This window comes from Paenibacillus sp. FSL R5-0623 (genome assembly GCF_037974265.1).
GTDB lineage: Bacteria > Bacillota > Bacilli > Paenibacillales > Paenibacillaceae > Paenibacillus.
Genome location: NZ_CP150233.1, coordinates 4,246,827 through 4,265,242 on the forward strand (window position 1 = coordinate 4,246,827; position 18,416 = coordinate 4,265,242).

Sequence of the window (18,416 nt, forward strand, 5' to 3'; positions counted from 1 at the left end):
ACAACAAAAAAAGACTCCTCGCATGACAGGATTAGCTGTTCTGCGAAAAGTCTCGTTTGTTTGTTTTTATGAAGATGCTGCTGGTTGATTCTCATTGAAATCCCTTAGAAGTTCAACGATCTCGTCCTGTTTATCCACATGAACGATCAGCTTGCCAATATGTTTGCGCTCTGTAATCGGAACACCTTCCGAAGAGATCGGGAACACTTGGCCTTCCTTGGTCATTACAGTGATCTTACGTTGCTCTTTGCAATAAAACGCTCCAACAATACGGCTGCCATTCGGTTTCACACGTTTGCCTTCTTTGAACTCGAATGTGGCAAGCCCCTTGCCTCCACGGCTCTGTATAGCGTAATCCAGAAGTAATGATCGTTTACCATATCCCAGATCGGACAAGACGGCTACTTCACCTTCATCTCCTTCTACCCATAGAGCCGATACAACTTCATCTGTATCTCTTAACTGAATACCACGAACACCACCTGATACGCGTCCCATTGGATTGACTTCATCCTCTCGGAAACGAATCGCCATGGCTTCTTTTGTAATCAGCATGATATCTTGATCACCTGTACTTAGATGTACAGATAACACTTCATCGTCCTTGCCCACTTTACAAGCCGCAACTGCACCGGAACGTTTGGTAACGTAATCCTTCAGTTCAGTTCGTTTCACCTGTCCTCTTCGTGTGACAAAGACCAGACTGTGATTCGGCTCTTCAAAGGATTTCACAGCAAGCACACTTGCAATACGGTCATCTTTCGCAAGAGGAATCACGTTCACAATGGCTGTGCCCGGGTCTTTCCACTTGAATTCAGGTACCTGGTGAACAGGTAACAGGAAATACTGACCTTTCCTCGTAAAGACAAGCAAGTTCTCAAGTGTATTTACTTCCAGAACCTGAGCGATATAATCGCCGTCTTTTACTCCACTTCCGCTCCGTTCACCACCAGAACGTGTAAAGGACTGCATGCCTGTACGTTTCACGTATCCCTCTTTGGATAATGTAACAAATACATCTTCCGCGTTCACAAGTACTTCGAGATTAACCTTGAGTTCTTCCACTTCACCCTGAATCGCAGAACGACGGTCTATGCCGTATTTATCACGAATCTCCATCAATTCTTTGCGGATGACTCCGATGAGCTTGCGGTCACTATCCAGAATGGATTGTAGTTGTGCAATCTTTTTCATCAAATCACCGAGTTCCTTCTCCAGAGAATTAATCTCCAGATTCGTCAAACGGTACAATTGCAATGTAAGGATGGAATCCGCTTGGCGTTCCGTGAATCCAAACATCCACATCAGGTTATTCTGAGCATCCTGCCGGTTCTTCGACGCTTTGATGGCCGCAATGACCTCGTCAAGGATGTTAAGTGCTTTTACCAAGCCCTCGAGCACATGTGCACGGTCTTGCGCCTTCTCCAGCTCAAACCGGGTACGGAATGTTACAACTTCCCGCTGATGGGCAATGTAAGCCTCGAGGATCGACTTCAATCCTAATTGGTGAGGTGCTTTATTCACAATCGCCACCATATTGAAGTTATAGGTGACCTGCAGGTCGGTTTTCTTCAGCAAATAAGCCAAAATACCTTGTGCGTCCGCTTCTTTTTTCAGCTCGACCACGATTCGCAGACCTTCACGTCCACTCTCATCACGCACTTCAGCAATACCTTCAACCTTCTTCTCAAGTCGGATGTTCTCCATCGCTGTAACGAGGCGAGACTTCACGACCTGATAAGGGATCTCGGTAATGACGATCTGCTGTTTGCCACCGCGCATGTTTTCAATCTCGGTTTTGGACCGGATATAGATCCGTCCCTTACCTGTGCGATAGGCATCCAGAATACCGTCACCGCCCATTATCAACCCGCCTGTTGGAAAGTCAGGACCCTTCATAAACATCATGATTTCGTCCAGCTCGATCGACGGTTTCTCCATCACAGCGATCGAAGCATCAATGACTTCACGCAAATTGTGTGGAGGAATCTCCGTTGCAAATCCGGAGGAAATACCGCTGACGCCATTAACCAGCAAGTTCGGATAACGGGATGGCAATACAACCGGTTCTTTGGCCGTATTATCAAAATTATCCTTAAACAGAACCGTCCGTTTCTCGATATCGCGAAGCATCTCCATCGCGATGGGCGACAAACGGGCCTCCGTATACCGCATCGCCGCTGCCGGGTCATCATCCTGTGATCCCCAGTTACCATGACCGTCCACGAGCATATGGCCCATTTTCCATGGCTGAGCCATCCGCACCATGCCCTCATAGATGGATGAGTCACCATGTGGATGATAATTACCCATTACGTCCCCAACGGTTTTGGCAGACTTGCGATAAGTCTTGTCAGGCGTATTACCTGAATCGTACATGGCGTACAGAATACGCCGTTGTACTGGCTTCAACCCATCCCGGACATCCGGAATGGCTCGATCCTGAATAATATATTTGGAGTAGCGACCGAAACGGTCCCCAACGACCTCTTCGAGAAAGGCCGGCATAAATTGTTCTGATGGACTCATTCCAAGCACCTTCTATTCTTCGTACTCTGTAAAGTCGACGTTCTCTACAATCCAGCGTTTCCGCGGATCAACCTTATCACCCATGAGCGTAGATACACGACGTTCTGCTTTTGCTGCATCAACAATCTGTACCTTCAGCATCGCACGAGTTTCCGGATTCATTGTTGTTTCCCACAGTTGATCCGGGTTCATTTCACCTAGTCCTTTATAACGTTGAAGCTCAACATTATTACCGAATTCCTTCATGTAATTAGCCAGCTCTTCATCCGTCCATGCATATCGAACTGTCGCAAGCTTACCAGACTTACGAGTAAGTTTGTATAATGGCGGCTGAGCAATATATACTTTGCCTGCATCAATTAAAGGCTTCATATAACGATAAAAGAAGGTCAACAGCAGCACCTGAATATGTGCGCCGTCCGTATCTGCATCGGTCATAATGATAATTTTGGAATAATTGCTGTCTTCAACTGCAAATTCGGTTCCAATGCCCGCCCCGATCGCCGCTGTAATAGCGCGGTATTCTTCATTTTTGAGAATATCAGCCAGCTTTGATTTTTCTGGATTGAGCGGTTTTCCCTTGAGCGGCAGAATAGCCTGAATCTTCGAGTCACGTCCCTGTTTGGCAGAACCACCTGCGGAATCCCCTTCGACAATAAATAACTCATTTCGGGTAAAATCCTTTGATTGCGCCGGCGTTAGTTTGCCGTTCAGGTTGGAACTTTCGCTACGTTTCTTGCCTGTGCGCATATCATCACGTGCTTTGCGGGCTGCTTCTCTGGCTCTGGAGGCTTGAACCGCTTTGCGAATTAACGTTTGCGCTACCTGCGGGTTTTCTTCCAGGAACCGCTGAATATTTTCGGACACGACCGAATCCACTGCACTTCGAGCGGAAGCGCTGCCGAGCTGATCCTTGGTCTGACCTACGAACTCAACATCTGACATTTTGACACTGATTACGGCCATCATACCTTCACGCAGGTCATTACCTTCGAGATTTTTATCTTTTTCCTTGATCATGCTGGTACGCCGCGCGTAATCATTCATTACACGGGTATACGCAGCCCTGAATCCGGTCTCATGAGTACCGCCGCCCCGAGTAGGGATTGAGTTCACGAACGAAGCCAGCGTTTCGGTATAACCCGCGTTATACTGGATTGCCACTTCGACTTCAATGTCATCCTTCTCCGCATAGAAGTGAATAACATCATGCAACACATCTTTATTTTCGTTAAGAAAAGCAACAAACTGGCTTGCTCCGCCTTCATACATGTATTCATCCTGATTGCCCGAACGTTCATCCTTGAGCACAATTCTCAGACCGGAATTCAGAAAAGCAATCTCCTGAAGACGTTCTGCCAATGTATCATAATTGAATTGAATGCCGCTCTGGAACACCCGAATATCCGGTTTAAATGTAACTTTTGTACCTGTCCGATTGGTATTGCCCAACACTTCGAGACCGGAGACCGGTTCACCGACATGTTCAATCTCTTTTTTGTCCTTCCAATACTCGAATCGCTGACGATGAATCTTGCCATCACGGAAAATCTCGACTTCAAGCCACTCGGACAATGCGTTTGTAACTGACGCACCTACACCGTGCAAACCGCCTGATTTTTTGTATCCTGATCCACCGAACTTTCCGCCTGCGTGCAAAATCGTAAACACGACCTGGGGAGTAGGAATCCCTGTTTTATGTATACCTGTCGGAATTCCCCTTCCGTTATCCTGAACCGTAATAGAACCGTCCTTATGCAGCGTGATATCGATTTTGGAGCAGAATTTGGCGAGATGTTCGTCGACAGCGTTGTCGACAATTTCCCATACCAAATGATGTAGACCCGAAGTGCTGGTGCTGCCGATGTACATCCCCGGCCGTTTCCGTACCGCTACCAACCCTTCAAGTACTTGAATGTCGTCCGCGTCGTAGCCTGAAGACCCCTGTCCTCCGCCTGTCGAACCTGCCGACATATCGATTTGCTCGACCATTCATGCTCCCCCTTCTTAACTTGCAACTAAAAAAATGCCTAAAATGCAAACAGATGTTTTCTTATCCTTGTCCATTTTAATTCAAGATATCCCGTTTCGTAAAGACAAGGAATGACACAATGAGTGAAGCAATGCCCCAAACACTAAGCACAATAAGGGAAAAACCTAAATTCATACCCTCGATTGGAGGTAATCCACCAGACAAATAATTCGGAAGTTCGAGGTTAACCATGAACAGATACTTCGCTGTCTGCCAAGATGCTGCCATACTGGTCAAGATTGTTCCTGCAATCAGCGCGGCCATCATGATAACGATACTTGCAGCAGTACTGCGCACAAGCACAGATACCATAAATGCAAGCATAGCCACAATTACACTCACAAACCAGATCAGCCCTGCCTGCATAAGCATATACAGCCACTGGTCTACAGCATGCACTGCCGACATATCGACATCTGTTCCCACAACTTTGAATCCTGTGAAGATTGGCATGTTGAAGCCTTTATAACCAAAGACCGCACCCGATATGACATAACATATAATGTAGGCTGATACCACTATTATTGAAACAAACATAATCAGCGTAATTAATTTACTCAGAAGCACTTTCCAGCGTCTAACCGGACGCGTTAAAAGCATTTTAATCGTACCTGTCGTACGTTCACCGGAAACAAGATCTGAAGCAATAGCCATGATTAACAGTGGAATAAACAATCCAACTGCGTTGTTCATGAACTCCCGCGTAAAGGTGACACCACCCGGTTCTTTGGGATTGATGTCATTTTCAAGATAGTACTGCATCTGCTGGATATATACTGTTCTATATTTTTTGTATTCTTCAGGCACCCGATCGCTCCCGAGCGAGTTTTGATTATCTGTGATGGCCTGTTGCAGTTCAAGACGCCAATCGCCGCCAAACTTGTCACGATTATTCTCCGCAGATTTCATCTGGGCATACGTAAACATCGGTACGAGGACCGCAAGTACAATAAATATAATATAAAGCCGTTTTTTCTTCACCATCTTAATCGTTTCATTGCGAATCAGCGGCATGATATTACTCAATGGTTTCACCTTCTGTCATTTTTAAGAATAGTTGTTCAAGCGTAGGCTGAATCCGCTGTACCCCTTCAACCTGTATACCAGCTTGAACCATCTGCTGCACCAGATCAGGGATTCGATCTTCATGCATCTCGGCAACCACAGCGTTGGGACCAAGACCCGCAACAATGGTATCATCCATCACATCCGCAGGTCGACTTACCAGAGCAATGCCTGAATCCAGTAACATCTTTTTGCCTTGCTCCAGTGGTGAAACGTGCCATATGGCCAACTTGGAATGATCTTCAATCAGTTCACTTACACCTCCAACGGCAAGCACACGCCCAGCACTGATAATTGCTACTCTGTCACAGAGAAGCTGAATCTCACTTAACAAGTGACTGCTGACAAATACAGCCATACCTTCACTGGCAAGCTGCTTAATAAAGACACGAAGTTCCTTAATGCCTTTTGGATCAAGGCCATTCGTCGGTTCATCCAGAATGAGCAGACGCGGTCGCCCAAGCAGCGCTTGTGCAATACCGAGCCGTTGACGCATACCCAATGAGTACGTTCTGACTTTATCGTGAATCCGCTGATCCAGACGCACAATATCCACAACTTCCTGAATTCGTTCGTTGTCCACACCTTGTTGCATGCGGGCAAAATGCTCCAGGTTCTCCCACCCTGTCAGATATGTATATACCTCCGGATTTTCAACAATGGAGCCTACATACTTCAAAGCACGCTCAGGGTCCCGATTCACATCATAACCACAAACTTTAATTTTCCCTTCTGTCGGTTTGATCAGATCCACCAGCATCCGTATCGTTGTTGTTTTTCCGGCACCGTTGGGACCGAGAAATCCAAAGATTTCACCCGGTTTCACGTCAAATGTAACGTCCTTAATGATCCACTTGCGTCCAATCCGCTTCTTCAGATGTTGTACAGACAAGACGGAATCATACTGCTGCTCTGCCATTTAATTTCCGCTCCCTTCTACCGATGTATCTGCCTGGAATTCCTGTGCAATCCGAACTGCAATTTGCTCATAACCTTGTCCGTTGGGATGGAAATGATCTGACGAGAGATACTCCCCCAGATGATTTTCAAATAAATCGAATGTAGGGACCAGTGTCATCTTGTCCTCATTGTTCAAAATAGCCAGTGCAGCATTGTTCCATGCAGCAACCACTGCATTACCCGGCTTCTCGAGTTCCTTCACATCGCCAAATGGATTATACAGCCCTATGTACGCAATCTGTGCATCGGGATTAATTTCTTTGACTTTCTTCAATATCTCTTGAAGGCGCTTTGACGTTTCCGGCAAAGCTGCTGCCAGCTGCTCTGCTGTTGGCGGATCTTCCCCCTGAAGAACTTGTCCTCCCTGGAACAAATCATTTGCACCGATCGAGAGCAAAATAAAATTGGACTGCTGCAGGACGTAACGTACACCTTGCTCATCGAGTTTTTCCAATAAAGCACCTGTTCTCAAACCGTTTACACCCAGATTATTAAGAACCTGAACGTCATATCCTTTATCTTTAAGCAGGTTGCCTGCACGTCTCACAAAACCGAGTCCTTTATCATCCCCCGTGCCTCTTGCCAGAGAATCGCCGATGACGGCCATCCGAATCTTGCCATCTTCCACGACCGCCGGTTCCCCCTCGATATCCTTGGATGGAGCAGTTGCCTCCTGGCCTGTAGTTAATGCGGAATCTCCCTCGGGGAAAATCACATCTTTTATGGCGTATCCAAATCCAAATAACAACAGCAAAGTTGCCAAGATGGATACTGTACTGACAGTTCTCCAGATCCAGGGTGCTGAATCAAGGCTTTTTTTCTTTTTCATCATCACATCTCCGCTCATGTACACCAATCCGGGTGCTTTATAATTTATAATGACTTTACATTAAGGCGTGTCTAAAAATCCGCTTACTTCGGAGTTTTCAGACACGCCCTAATGATGCTATTCCTAAATAACATAAATGTTCTGTCGTTAATTTGCAAATTTTGGCGCTATATTCGCAGAATTCATTTTCCTTATGTCATTTTACGGAAAAAAGGTTATACCATACACAGATTTGAACTGTGTGCTGGCATAACCTTGTGGAAAAGAAATTCATACTTTCTTCATTATAAATCGATTACTTACCGATAAACTCTTGTGCCCAGTATCCGTTGTAGAAACCTACACCGATATGCGTAAAGTTTTTGCTCAGGATATTGGCACGGTGACCTTCACTATTCATCCAAGCTGTAACCACTTCCTGTGGTGTTTTTTGTCCTTTGGCAATGTTCTCACCTGCATAGCTGTAAGTTACTCCGAATTGTTTCATCATATCAAACGGAGAACCATACGTTGGTGACTGGTGATCAAAATAGTTATTGTTACTCATATCTTTTACTTTCGCAACAGCTACTTTGTCCAGAAGTGCATCTGAAGTCAGAGCGTTCAGACCTGCTTTGGCACGCTCCGCGTTCACAAGTTTTACAACTTGAGTAGCAAAATCGGATTGTGTGCTTTCGCTACCATTATTACTTGTATTGTTACCTGTGTTTGAAGGATCTTTTGCCGGTGTAGTTGCCGGTTTTTCTTCTTGAGCTGGTTGTGCTGGTTTAGTCGGTTGCTCCGGCTTAGTTGTAGGCTCAGCAGGTTTTGTTGTTGGTTGAGTTGGTTTTGTGGTCGGCTCAGCAGGTTTTGTCGTTTGATCAGCCTGCGTAGCAGGCTTCTCTACAATTTGCCCCTCGGATACGGTGTATCCATTTTGTTTGAGCCATTTCTCAATATAAGCTTTCAAGCTGTCTGTACTTGTAATTTTGTACGTTGTGATAGTCTTATATGTTGAATCTGCAGCAGAAGCGGAAGCAGGAAGCATTACCCCTACGGCCAGTACGGCTGTCAGACTACTCGTTACGACAGTTTTCATCCATTTCTTTTTCAAATTCATTCATCTCCTTAAAATTAGTTATTACAACTTTGTAATTAATACTCTAGCAGTATATCAATTCAATAGGAGATTGTGAACCTATAAAATATGGAAAAGTAACTTTTTTGTCATTTTTTAGCCATAAAAAAAAAGACATTCGGACTAAAAAAGCTAGTCGAATGTCGCTTCACCATCTATTTATCATTCACCACACCAAAATGTGCAGATCAGGATGTCATGAGAATTTCCATGCAATAGAAGAAACTTTATTTATACTATAGAAGAACTTTACTGAACCGATAGCCTCTCTTCTGAAAACCAATGTGCTCATAAAAAGAGTACGTTGTTGAAGTCACTTCACGGTTTGCACCCGTGACAAACAGTTGTTTACCACCTTGCTGTCTGCCCCAATCTTCGGCACGAGCCATCAGACGACGGGCAATCCCACTACCACGATGTTCTTGACCTACAATCAGGGAAGTAATTTGTGCGGCAGGTTCTGGATAGGCATGACTTTGCACACATTGCAAGCCAATCACACCAATAATTTGTTCATCCACTTCGGCAACAAGCATGCATGCGTTTGGATTGGTTTCCAAACATTCAATACGTTCTTTCATGACATTGGTTGTTGTCGGATAGCTGACCTCTCGCATCAGTCCCGTTACCGCTTCAGCATCTCGCAGCTCACACTCTCGGATCATCAGTACAGGGGCCTCAACATTATTGGACATGATTTACCTCCACTTTCAGCATATTAGCGGCTTGCACCGCTGTTTTACGAGCTTCTTCCACATCTTGGCCAGCACTTAAGGCTACAGCCATTCGGCGTCCTACTTTGGTCTCAGGTTTGCCAAATACACGAATCTGAGTACGAGGAAGAGCCAGTGCTTCTTCAATCCCGCCTACAGTAAAGTCAGATGTTTCATCATTAGCCTTCAGCGTTGCTGAAGCTCCCGGTGTCAACAGATGTACACCTGTGACCGGAAAACCAAGAATTGCACGTACATGCAGCGCAAACTCGGAACTGTCTTGCGTCACCATTGTAACCATACCCGTGTCATGCGGACGAGGAGATACCTCGCTGAACACAACCCCATCCGATGTGAGGAACAATTCCACTCCAAACAGTCCATACCCGCCAAGTTCATCCGTGACGGATTTGGCAATATGACAAGCTTGCTGCCATTGCTCAGGAGTCATTGCATGAGGCTGCCAGGATTCGACATAATCCCCATCCTTTTGAATATGACCAATCGGTGGACAAAATACGGTGCCTGATACAGACCTAACGGTGAGTAATGTAATCTCACTGTCAAATTGCACAAAGCTCTCCAAGATAACACGAACGGATTTGCCACGAGCCCCAGAAAGAGCAATGTTCCAGCAATCCTCCACGTCGTCCGGTGTTCGGCATACACTCTGCCCTTTGCCGGAAGAACTCATCAATGGTTTAATGACACAAGGTGTGCCAAGCTTACGTACGGCTTCCTGAAGTTGTTCCAGGTTGTCCGCAAAAAGGTAGTCAGCTGTCGGAAGTTTCAATTGTTCGGCTGCAAGCCGACGGATGCCTTCGCGATCCATCGTTAAACGTGCAGCTCGGGCAGTAGGTACTACACAAAATCCCTCTTCCTCAAGCTCCAGTAAAGCTTCTGTTGCAATAGCTTCAATCTCAGGTACGATGTAATGAGGTTTTTCTTTACGGATCAATTGTTTCAAAGCTTCAGCATCCAGCATGTCGATGCAGTAAGACCGGTGCGCGACCTGCATCGCAGGTGCGTTCTCATAACGATCAACAGCGATCGTCTCTACTCCCAGTCGTTGGGCCTCAATAACGACCTCTTTTCCCAATTCTCCACTGCCTAGTAGCAGCATTTTTTTGGCTTGAGCCGTAAAAGGAGCACCCCACATGTTCTTTCCAATCCTCCCAAAGAGAAATCTTCTATATCTGTCTGTCTCTCTATTTTCGGGGTTTTGGTTAAAGATTGCAAGAGTGCTCCCTATTTTTCTTGTGAATTTTACAAGATTTTTTGTGTTTTTTCGATCAAATTTTACAATTACTGCTCTCAGATTCGATACTCCTTCCATTCCTCCCAAAATTAAGGAAATGTTAACAGAGCAGACTTTAATACTCCAACGAATCAAAATACGCAAACAAATCCCAAGTTTAAAGACTTGGGATTTGTCGATTTTTTTCTCTAAAGATTTCATTATGGGAAGAAACATAAGCCATCTTTGGTGCACCTGGCGTCATATATTGTTTCGCACTATTAACTGCCACGATCGCATCATTGAAGGCTCCTGCAATGAGTCTAACTTTGCTTTCATGCGTCGCACAGTCCCCTGCTGCAAAAACACCCGGAAGACTCGTCTCTGCATGATGGCTCATTAGAACCATTCCATCGTCCATAGCTAAGCCACAACTGACAAGATCACTTAGATTGCTTTTATATCCGTGACTAATGACGACTTCATCCACTTCCAACACTACATTGTCCTGATTTTCCATGTGCGTAATCACAACCTGCTGGATTCGATTACCATTATTATACAGCTGCGTGATGCTGTATGGTGTCCTCACATCCGTTATATTGTTCATCTCACTGACATTTCGTTCCATCGCGCGAAACTCATTATTCCGGTGGATTACAACTACGCTGCGAGCAAGTTGAGCAAGTTCAATTGCCCAGTCTACAGCACTGTTGCCTCCACCCGAAATGAGTACACGCTTCCCAGAAAAATGTTCCGGATTTTGCACGGTGTAATGAAGATTCTCTTGCTCATATTCAATCGGCTCCTGAAGCTCCAGCTTCTGAATCTCTGCAATACCACGGCCTACTGCGACAATGATCGTACGCGTATAATGTATCTTCCCTCCAGTGGTATACATACTCCATATTCCGTTATCCAGTCGAGTGAACCTTTCCACTTTGCAATTCAATACAACCGTTGGATTAAATGTATTGGCCTGCTGAACAAGCCACTCGATCAACTTCGAACATTTCATAGGCGGAAGACCGCCAACATCCCAGATTGTTTTTTCCGAATAGGTATGCAGAAATCCACCAAGCTGGTCTTTGCCTTCGATGATTTTAACTTTCATATCACGCATTCCTGCATAAAAAGCCGCATACATGCCAGCAGGGCCGCCTCCGATGATGGTTACATCATAGATATCTTCTTCATTCATTTTAAACACACCTTGTTAATTTAGTTATGAATTCGAGATACATGTCACTTTACCCGTTTGCTTTATTTGTTTTTTGTTTCAAAAGCAGCAACAATATCATCAATAACATATTCATCGGCAAGTGGAGACATTCCCAGATTGAACCATTCCTTGCCACCCACCATGTAGACGTGGTCCTGCTTGACTGCTTTCAGATTTTTCCATAACGATGAAGATAACATATCTTCAAATTTCTTTTTAATTTCCGAATTAGCCTCATCATCCAGCTGAACGATCAGATGATCTGCGTCGTACTCAGGCAGTACTTCCAAGGATACGGACATGGCAGTTTGATCTTTCGGGAAATTAGGAAGTGGATTCATTCCCAATCGTTTGTGGACAAAGTTCCCTCGGTCAAGGTTTTCCCCATGAAGTACGATTTCTTTTTCCATCACTCTAATGTAGAGAACAGTCTCCTCACCAATCAGCTTGTGCAATTTGTCAGCAGCTACCTTCTCCTTTGCCACCAAATCATGAATCACCTTTTCTGCCTGTTCTTCTTTGTCCAAAATTTTAGCCATATCCCGCAGTTCATCACGCCAATCATCACGCTGTGGCAAAAGTACGGTAGGTGCAATCAGAGTAAGCTGATCATAGTCCTTTTTGGACCACCAGTCAGGAGCGATAATTAAATCCGGAGTTGCCTCCATGAGTGCTTCAAAGTTAGGCGTTCTTCCTATTCCCATTTTCATTGTGTTTGCAAATGGCTCTTGCAAGTAAGAAGGAAAATCCTCATGGTAGTTCTGTACAGCAATGGGTACGATGCCAAGTGAATATAAAAATTCTGGATATACAACCGACAAACCCACTATTTTTTGTGGGTTCACCGGAATTTCAACTTCTCCCATTTCCGTGTTCACTTTTTTCACCTGACTGGCTTCTGTTGTTGAAGAATTGGCGGAACCCGCTTCTTGTCCCTCGCTCGAGGATGCTTCGTTGCCTGCTGCCCCACAAGCCGAAATAACGAGCATCAACATCATTATGCATACTACGGTCAACCATCTGAATCTCATTCTCTATGTACCCCCTATAGGTCATTAATAGATGACAATGTCTAATCAATAATAATTATCATTATCACTACGATATAGGAGTAGTATAATAAAATATGTTCAGGCATGATATTGACTATTCAGACTTTTTGCTATGGACGATCTTGCCATAACTTTAATATTTCATCCAACATAAGCTCATGGGTAAACGCAGTGTAGTCGAGCAGGACGCTCGACAACAGGATATCCATTCTGCCATTCTGTACCGCTAACAACGCAAGCCATTCTTCAGACTTACGCACAGCAGACCATGTCTGCCTGGATGTCTCATCATCACCCACAATCAGTAATATTCTTTCAACGTTGAGAACGGATAACTCCTTAATGGTTACTGTGCCACGTTCCCAATAAGTCTCAACTCCTTCGGGACCCTCCATTTGCATATCAACGTAAAAAACGGAAGCAATGCTCCTTGGGCCTAACATCTGCAACGCTTCACCATGAACTTTGAGTACAACTAGTCTGTCTTTTCGTATGAAATCTGTAAGCTGATTCTTAATGATTTTTGCCTTCTCTTCATATCTTTGAAGCCACACTTCTGCAATATCCGACCTGTCCAAAAAGCTTGCAACATATCTCAAATGTTCTCTCCAATCCCCTTTTTCCCACGGGAGGTCACACACCGGAGCCATGGATTGAAGCTGACTTTGCAGAGCCTCAGATTCCGTCCCAATCGTAATAATATAATCAGGTTTAACTAATCGCAGCTGTTCCAGCCAGGTGGTCTCACTCTCTGCGAGTGGCATAACTTTGTCCGTTTCATATTTACGTCTATAATAGGATGTCCATGGATGACTTGCCCGCGCGGCACATGGAATGATCTGCAATGCAAGCAGTATACCAATGCTCAAAGAATGAACTGCAGCAATTTTTTGTTTGCTATTCCGTATAAACGCTGCTGGTGGAATGCCCGAGATCTGCTTGAATTTACGCCGGAAATACGTCTCATCCTGATAACCCACGTACGATGCCACATCCTTGAGTCGATAACTGTGATCATTTCTCATTAGGATCTGGGCTTGTTTAATTCGGTATAGCGTTAAATAGTCCACTGGACTGTAACCATACCTTTTCTTGAATAAACGCATGAAGTGTCGAGGGCTCATTCGCGCCACATTTGCTAATTCCTCAATGGTTAATCTCTTCGAATAATTCTGCTCCATGTAGCCTTTAACATGTTCAATTGGTGAAACCAGATCCGTCTTTTCTGCGCAGGCCACGTCGTAAAACATGGTATACAACAGTTCCTGAAAACGAATCTGACCATAGTACCTTTGCAAACCATCCTTCTTCAACGTGTGGTGGTAAATCATCTGACAGATGACGCCAACAGCAACGGGTGAAGATGAGCTGACCTCGCCATTCACGTCATTACGTAAAAGTTGCTTCATCATATCAAGGGCTATCCCCCCCTCCTGTACCAGTGCGTACATGACATCAAAATTCATGTGATACACACCTCGTTCATCCAACGAATGCACATTTGCCTCAACCAGTTGCCCCGGGAAGCCTACATACAGTCCGCCCTCCTTCAATTCGATGAAACTGCCATCTATCTTCAACCACCCTTGTCCACTGGCTACAAATATTAACATGTATGTTTCAATGAAGTGTTTCCTCAGAAGCCACTCCGTCGCAGGAGCACTCGTATAATTCACGTGAAGGAGCCTAAAATTCATATGATCCAGGTGATCCAAATGCTTTGAATTTATCTCGTTGTTGTCCATCTGCATTGATCTCCCTCCAGCCATGAACGATTGTATTGATTTCATTCTTCAAAAATATAACATACCACACTAATGTTAAAAAAAAACACTCCGGCCTCTAACCTGTCTTCAATGAATAAGATGCACTTATTATTGAAGGATCAGGCTATAGAACACCAGAGTGTTATAAGTTCATAGATGTTCAGACGCTTCACAAGCATCCGAAGTTTTCATCACAAAAATCTGTATTGAGCTTCTATTAAACCATTATAGACGCCTTGTTTTTGGATAAGCTGCTCATGGTTGCCCTCTTCTTTAATTTCACCATGATCCAGGACGATAATGTTATCTGCATTTCGGATGGTTGAAAGGCGGTGAGCGACCATAAAGGACGTTCTTCCCTGCAACAGCACCTTCAACGCTTCCTGGATTTTAAGCTCTGTCTCCGTGTCGATACTGGCTGTAGCTTCATCCAGAATCAGTATGCGTGGATCAGCAAGCAGCGCACGGGCAAAGGATAACAATTGCCGTTGTCCCATGGATAATACGTTTCCGCGTTCTTCTACTTCGGTATCGTATCCACCAGGCAGCTTCATGATGAACTCATGTGCATTGACTGCTTTTGCCGCGTCCTCCACCTCTTCATTCGTTGCATCCAGTCGTCCAAATCGAATATTGTCACGGATGGTCCCCGAGAAGATGAAGGTATCCTGCAATACAATGCTGATCTGGCTGCGTAAACTCTCTACCGTTACATCCCGCACATCCTGTCCGTCAATGGTGAGACGTCCACCGGATATATCATAGAAACGGCTGATTAGATTGATGATCGTACTTTTACCTGAGCCCGTATGACCAACAAGTGCAATCGATTGTCCCGCAGCAGCAGAGAAGCTGATTCCTTTCAGCGCCTGTCTGCCCTTCTCGTATTCGAACACCACATTTTCGAATGCGATGTCTCCTTTAATAGAAGGAAGCGGCTTGGCACCTGGTTTATCTGCGATACTTGGTTTTTCATCCATGAATTCGAAGATACGCTCTGATGATGCCATCGCAACCAGCAACTGATTGTACATCTGTCCCAGACGGTTGATCGGGTCCCAGAAGTTGCCGACATAGTTGGCAAAAGCGACAAGTAATCCCACGGTCAACTGACCTTCCTGAATCAGGTAAGCACCAAACCAGAAGAGAATCAATGTACCAAAACCGCCTGTAATCTCAATCAGCGGTCCGAAGCCTTGGTTCATCGCTGATGCTCTATCCCATGACTTTTTGCTGGACAGGTTCATGTTGTCAAAATATTTCATGTTCTCTTTTTCCTGTGTGTAAGCCTGAGTCACTCGAATCCCTTGAATGGATTCATTCAAGTGGGAGTTAATTCGAGAGTTCTTCATGCGCACATCCTGCCAGGCACGGCGGATCAGCACCCGCAGTTTGGTCGAGATGATAAACATGATTGGCACCGTAATGATCACGGCAAGACCCAGTTTCCAGTTAATCAACAGCAAGATCACAATGATGCCGAGCAACTGTACGCAGTCGATCATGACGTTAACTGCACCGTTCGTGAACAGATCCTGAAGGGAGTTAATATCATTCGTAACACGTACCAGTACGGAACCTGCCGGTCTTTTGTCAAAAAAGTTAAAGGACAGCTTCTGGATATGCTTGAACAGATCCGAGCGAAGATCATAAATAACGCGCTGTCCGATAATGTTTGTCAATTTGATCCGGTACGTATTGGCTGCCCATTGAATCAGATACAACACAAATATGGAGCCTGCGATAAGATATAGCATAGTCATGCTTGGCAACCCCGTTGCCGGTGCAATGGCCCGGTCAATCGCCAGACTGATCAGAAAAGGTACGGACAATTTTGTAATGGTACCCAAGATCATCATTAGAATAACGAGTGGTAACAATTGTTTTGCATAAGGTTTCATGTATGCAAATAAACGTCCGAATTCTTTCCAGTTAAACGGTTTTTCAATAATTTCATCATCCTGATACACAAATCGTTCATTCAGTTTCTTGTCAGAGGCCACTTTTGCCTCGCGCCTGTCTGCTATCGTTTCGGCACTCATGAATTCACCTGCTCCCCAGCCTCCCGCTTACCGCGGGCAATATAATCTGCATATTGAATTTTATAAACATCCTGATATGGTCCAGGCACTTCAATGAGTTCGGTATGTTTTCCCCGTTGTACCACGCGACCTTCATCGAGCACCAGAATCTCATCTGCATGTCGTAGTGAAGATATCCGGTGTGCAATAATAAATGTCGTTCTGCCGCGCATAACTTCCTGGAAACCGGACTGAATCTCGTGTTCCGTCTCCATGTCCACGGCGCTGGTTGCATCATCAAGTACCAGGATTTTCGGATTTTTCAGCAAAGCCCTTGCAATCGCAATCCGCTGTTTCTGTCCACCCGATAATCCCATGCCGCGTTCACCAACCACCGTGTCATATCCGTCCGGGAACTCCATAATGAAGTCATGAGCCTTGGCCAGCTTGGCTGCACGGATAATCTCATCCATGGTGACGTTCTTGAGTCCGTAGGAAATATTATTGCGAATGCTGGATGAGAACAGGAACGTTTCCTGGAAAACAGAAGCGATCTGACTTCGCAAACTGCGGATGCCTATATCTTTGATGTTTTTGCCATCCAGCTTGATCGTTCCCGAGTTCACGTTATAGGCACGCATCAATAGCTGAATGATGGTTGATTTACCTGACCCTGTACCCCCGAGGAAACCGATTACAGAACCGGGTGCAGCATCAAAATTAATATCGGTTACCGCTGGCATTTTATTGCCGTAGGCAAAGGTAACGGATTCAAACGTTACATGGCCGTTCACCTGGTCTGCCTCCACAATGACGGGATCTTCCGTTTCTTCCACATCCACTGGCGTATTGAGCAGTTCGAGCACCCGTTCACCTGAAGCTTTGGATTGCGTATAGTTGTTGATATGGAACCCAAGGTTCCACATTGGACCGATTATGTACCAGATCAAACTGAAAAAGGCAACGAGTTCACCGAGTGTCAGCGTCTTCTGTATAACCATTCTTCCACCGATTATCAGCAACAGCACGATACTCACCGAAGCAAGAATCTCCATGATCGGAAAATAACGACTCCACAATGTTGCGGCATGAATCTGATTTGTCTTGTAACGCTCATTACGTATGGAGAATTTCTCCACTTCATATGGCTCACGTGCAAAGGATTTTACCGTACGTACTCCAGTGATATTCTCCTGTACCGCTGTTGTCAGTGAACTGAGCGCCAGCCGCATCTCCTGAAACGCAGGGTGAATTTTGGATTCGAATCTCAGCGCAACGAAGGCAAGTAATGGGATGCATATGAGCGTGAACAGCGTAAGCTGCCAACTCATGGTCATCATCATGATTGCGCCGAATACGACCATGAAAACCATGTTAAGAATCTGGGCGAAACCAAATCCGATAAAGTTACGGATGGCTTCCAAATCTCCCGTGAGGCGGGACATCAGATCACCTGTCTTGGCCGTATCATAATAACGGAAGGATAAAAATTGAAGCTTTTCGTAACATGCGTTACGAAGTCTGTACGCCAGGAAGTTACCCAAGCGTCCTCCAAAAAAGCCGTGTAAAAACTGCATTCCCGCTTTCAAAATAACTACACCTAACACAGTCAAGGCAATTATGGGAACGTCTTCAAAAGTTCGCGGAACAATAATATCATCAATCAGTATCCTCAGCATGTACGGATACACCAACCCAAGTGCGGTCGCTAAGGCGAGGAACAAGATTGATACAAATAAATACGTTCGCTTTTCCCAAAAAAAGGTTTGCAGTTGCCTAAGAACATCCATGTTTCTCCTCCTCTTATGTCGTTCAAAAATACTATGAACATTTATGAAGTTTATCACCGTACCCCATTCGCGGCAAAGCGAAT

13 protein-coding genes are annotated in these 18,416 nt (G+C 45.0%); all 13 read right to left on the reverse strand.

The genetic code is table 11. The features are described from left to right. Nucleotides 1–66: 66 nt before the first annotated feature. The 13 genes from gyrA to MKY92_RS18600 all read right to left on the reverse strand — a co-directional run bounded on the left by gyrA (nt 67) and on the right by MKY92_RS18600 (nt 18,333). Complete coding sequence (gene gyrA / locus MKY92_RS18540) at nt 67–2,529, reverse strand: DNA gyrase subunit A (RefSeq protein WP_339297246.1); 2,463 nt, start codon at nt 2,527–2,529, stop codon at nt 67–69. Between the two features lie 12 nt (nt 2,530–2,541). Then, complete coding sequence (gene parE, locus MKY92_RS18545; protein ID WP_339297247.1) at nt 2,542–4,521, reverse strand: DNA topoisomerase IV subunit B; 1,980 nt, start codon at nt 4,519–4,521, stop codon at nt 2,542–2,544. A 76-nt stretch (nt 4,522–4,597) separates the two neighbouring features. Then, on the reverse strand, nt 4,598–5,587 hold the full coding sequence (locus MKY92_RS18550) for an ABC transporter permease (RefSeq protein WP_036613298.1): 990 nt from the start codon (nt 5,585–5,587) through the stop codon (nt 4,598–4,600). Further along, the gene (locus tag MKY92_RS18555; protein WP_339297248.1) at nt 5,580–6,545 is read right to left on the reverse strand and encodes an ABC transporter ATP-binding protein; all 966 of its coding nucleotides are present in this window, start codon (nt 6,543–6,545) and stop codon (nt 5,580–5,582) included. Before MKY92_RS18555 ends, MKY92_RS18550 begins: the two co-directional genes overlap by 8 nt. After that, on the reverse strand, nt 6,546–7,418 hold the full coding sequence (locus MKY92_RS18560) for a GDSL-type esterase/lipase family protein (protein WP_339297249.1): 873 nt from the start codon (nt 7,416–7,418) through the stop codon (nt 6,546–6,548). Between the two features lie 292 nt (nt 7,419–7,710). Next, the gene (locus MKY92_RS18565; RefSeq protein ID WP_339297250.1) at nt 7,711–8,508 is read right to left on the reverse strand and encodes a CAP domain-containing protein; all 798 of its coding nucleotides are present in this window, start codon (nt 8,506–8,508) and stop codon (nt 7,711–7,713) included. 260 nt (nt 8,509–8,768) lie between these two features. Continuing rightward, nucleotides 8,769–9,227 (reverse strand): GNAT family N-acetyltransferase, encoded by a 459-nt coding sequence (locus MKY92_RS18570; RefSeq protein ID WP_339297251.1) that lies wholly within the window; start codon nt 9,225–9,227, stop codon nt 8,769–8,771. Then, complete coding sequence (gene purT / locus MKY92_RS18575) at nt 9,217–10,404, reverse strand: formate-dependent phosphoribosylglycinamide formyltransferase (RefSeq protein ID WP_339177389.1); 1,188 nt, start codon at nt 10,402–10,404, stop codon at nt 9,217–9,219. The genes MKY92_RS18570 and purT overlap by 11 nt, the downstream gene beginning before the upstream one ends. A gap of 256 nt (nt 10,405–10,660) precedes the next feature. Next, nucleotides 10,661–11,683 carry an NAD(P)/FAD-dependent oxidoreductase gene (locus MKY92_RS18580; RefSeq protein WP_339297252.1) on the reverse strand — a complete coding sequence of 341 codons (1,023 nt, stop codon included), beginning with the start codon at nt 11,681–11,683 and terminating at the stop codon, nt 10,661–10,663. Between the two features lie 62 nt (nt 11,684–11,745). Continuing rightward, a complete protein-coding gene (locus MKY92_RS18585) occupies nt 11,746–12,735 on the reverse strand; it encodes an ABC transporter substrate-binding protein (protein ID WP_339297253.1) in 990 nt (329 codons plus the stop codon). Between the two features lie 131 nt (nt 12,736–12,866). Then, nucleotides 12,867–14,546 carry an AraC family transcriptional regulator gene (locus tag MKY92_RS18590; RefSeq protein WP_339297254.1) on the reverse strand — a complete coding sequence of 560 codons (1,680 nt, stop codon included), beginning with the start codon at nt 14,544–14,546 and terminating at the stop codon, nt 12,867–12,869. Nucleotides 14,547–14,713: 167 nt separating this feature from the next. Continuing rightward, nucleotides 14,714–16,564, reverse strand: coding sequence for an ABC transporter ATP-binding protein (locus MKY92_RS18595; RefSeq protein ID WP_339297255.1), 1,851 nt, complete (start codon nt 16,562–16,564; stop codon nt 14,714–14,716). Then, entirely contained in the window at nt 16,561–18,333 is a 1,773-nt protein-coding gene (locus tag MKY92_RS18600) for an ABC transporter ATP-binding protein (protein ID WP_339177401.1), read from the reverse strand. The genes MKY92_RS18595 and MKY92_RS18600 overlap by 4 nt, the downstream gene beginning before the upstream one ends. Nucleotides 18,334–18,416: the final 83 nt, after the last annotated feature.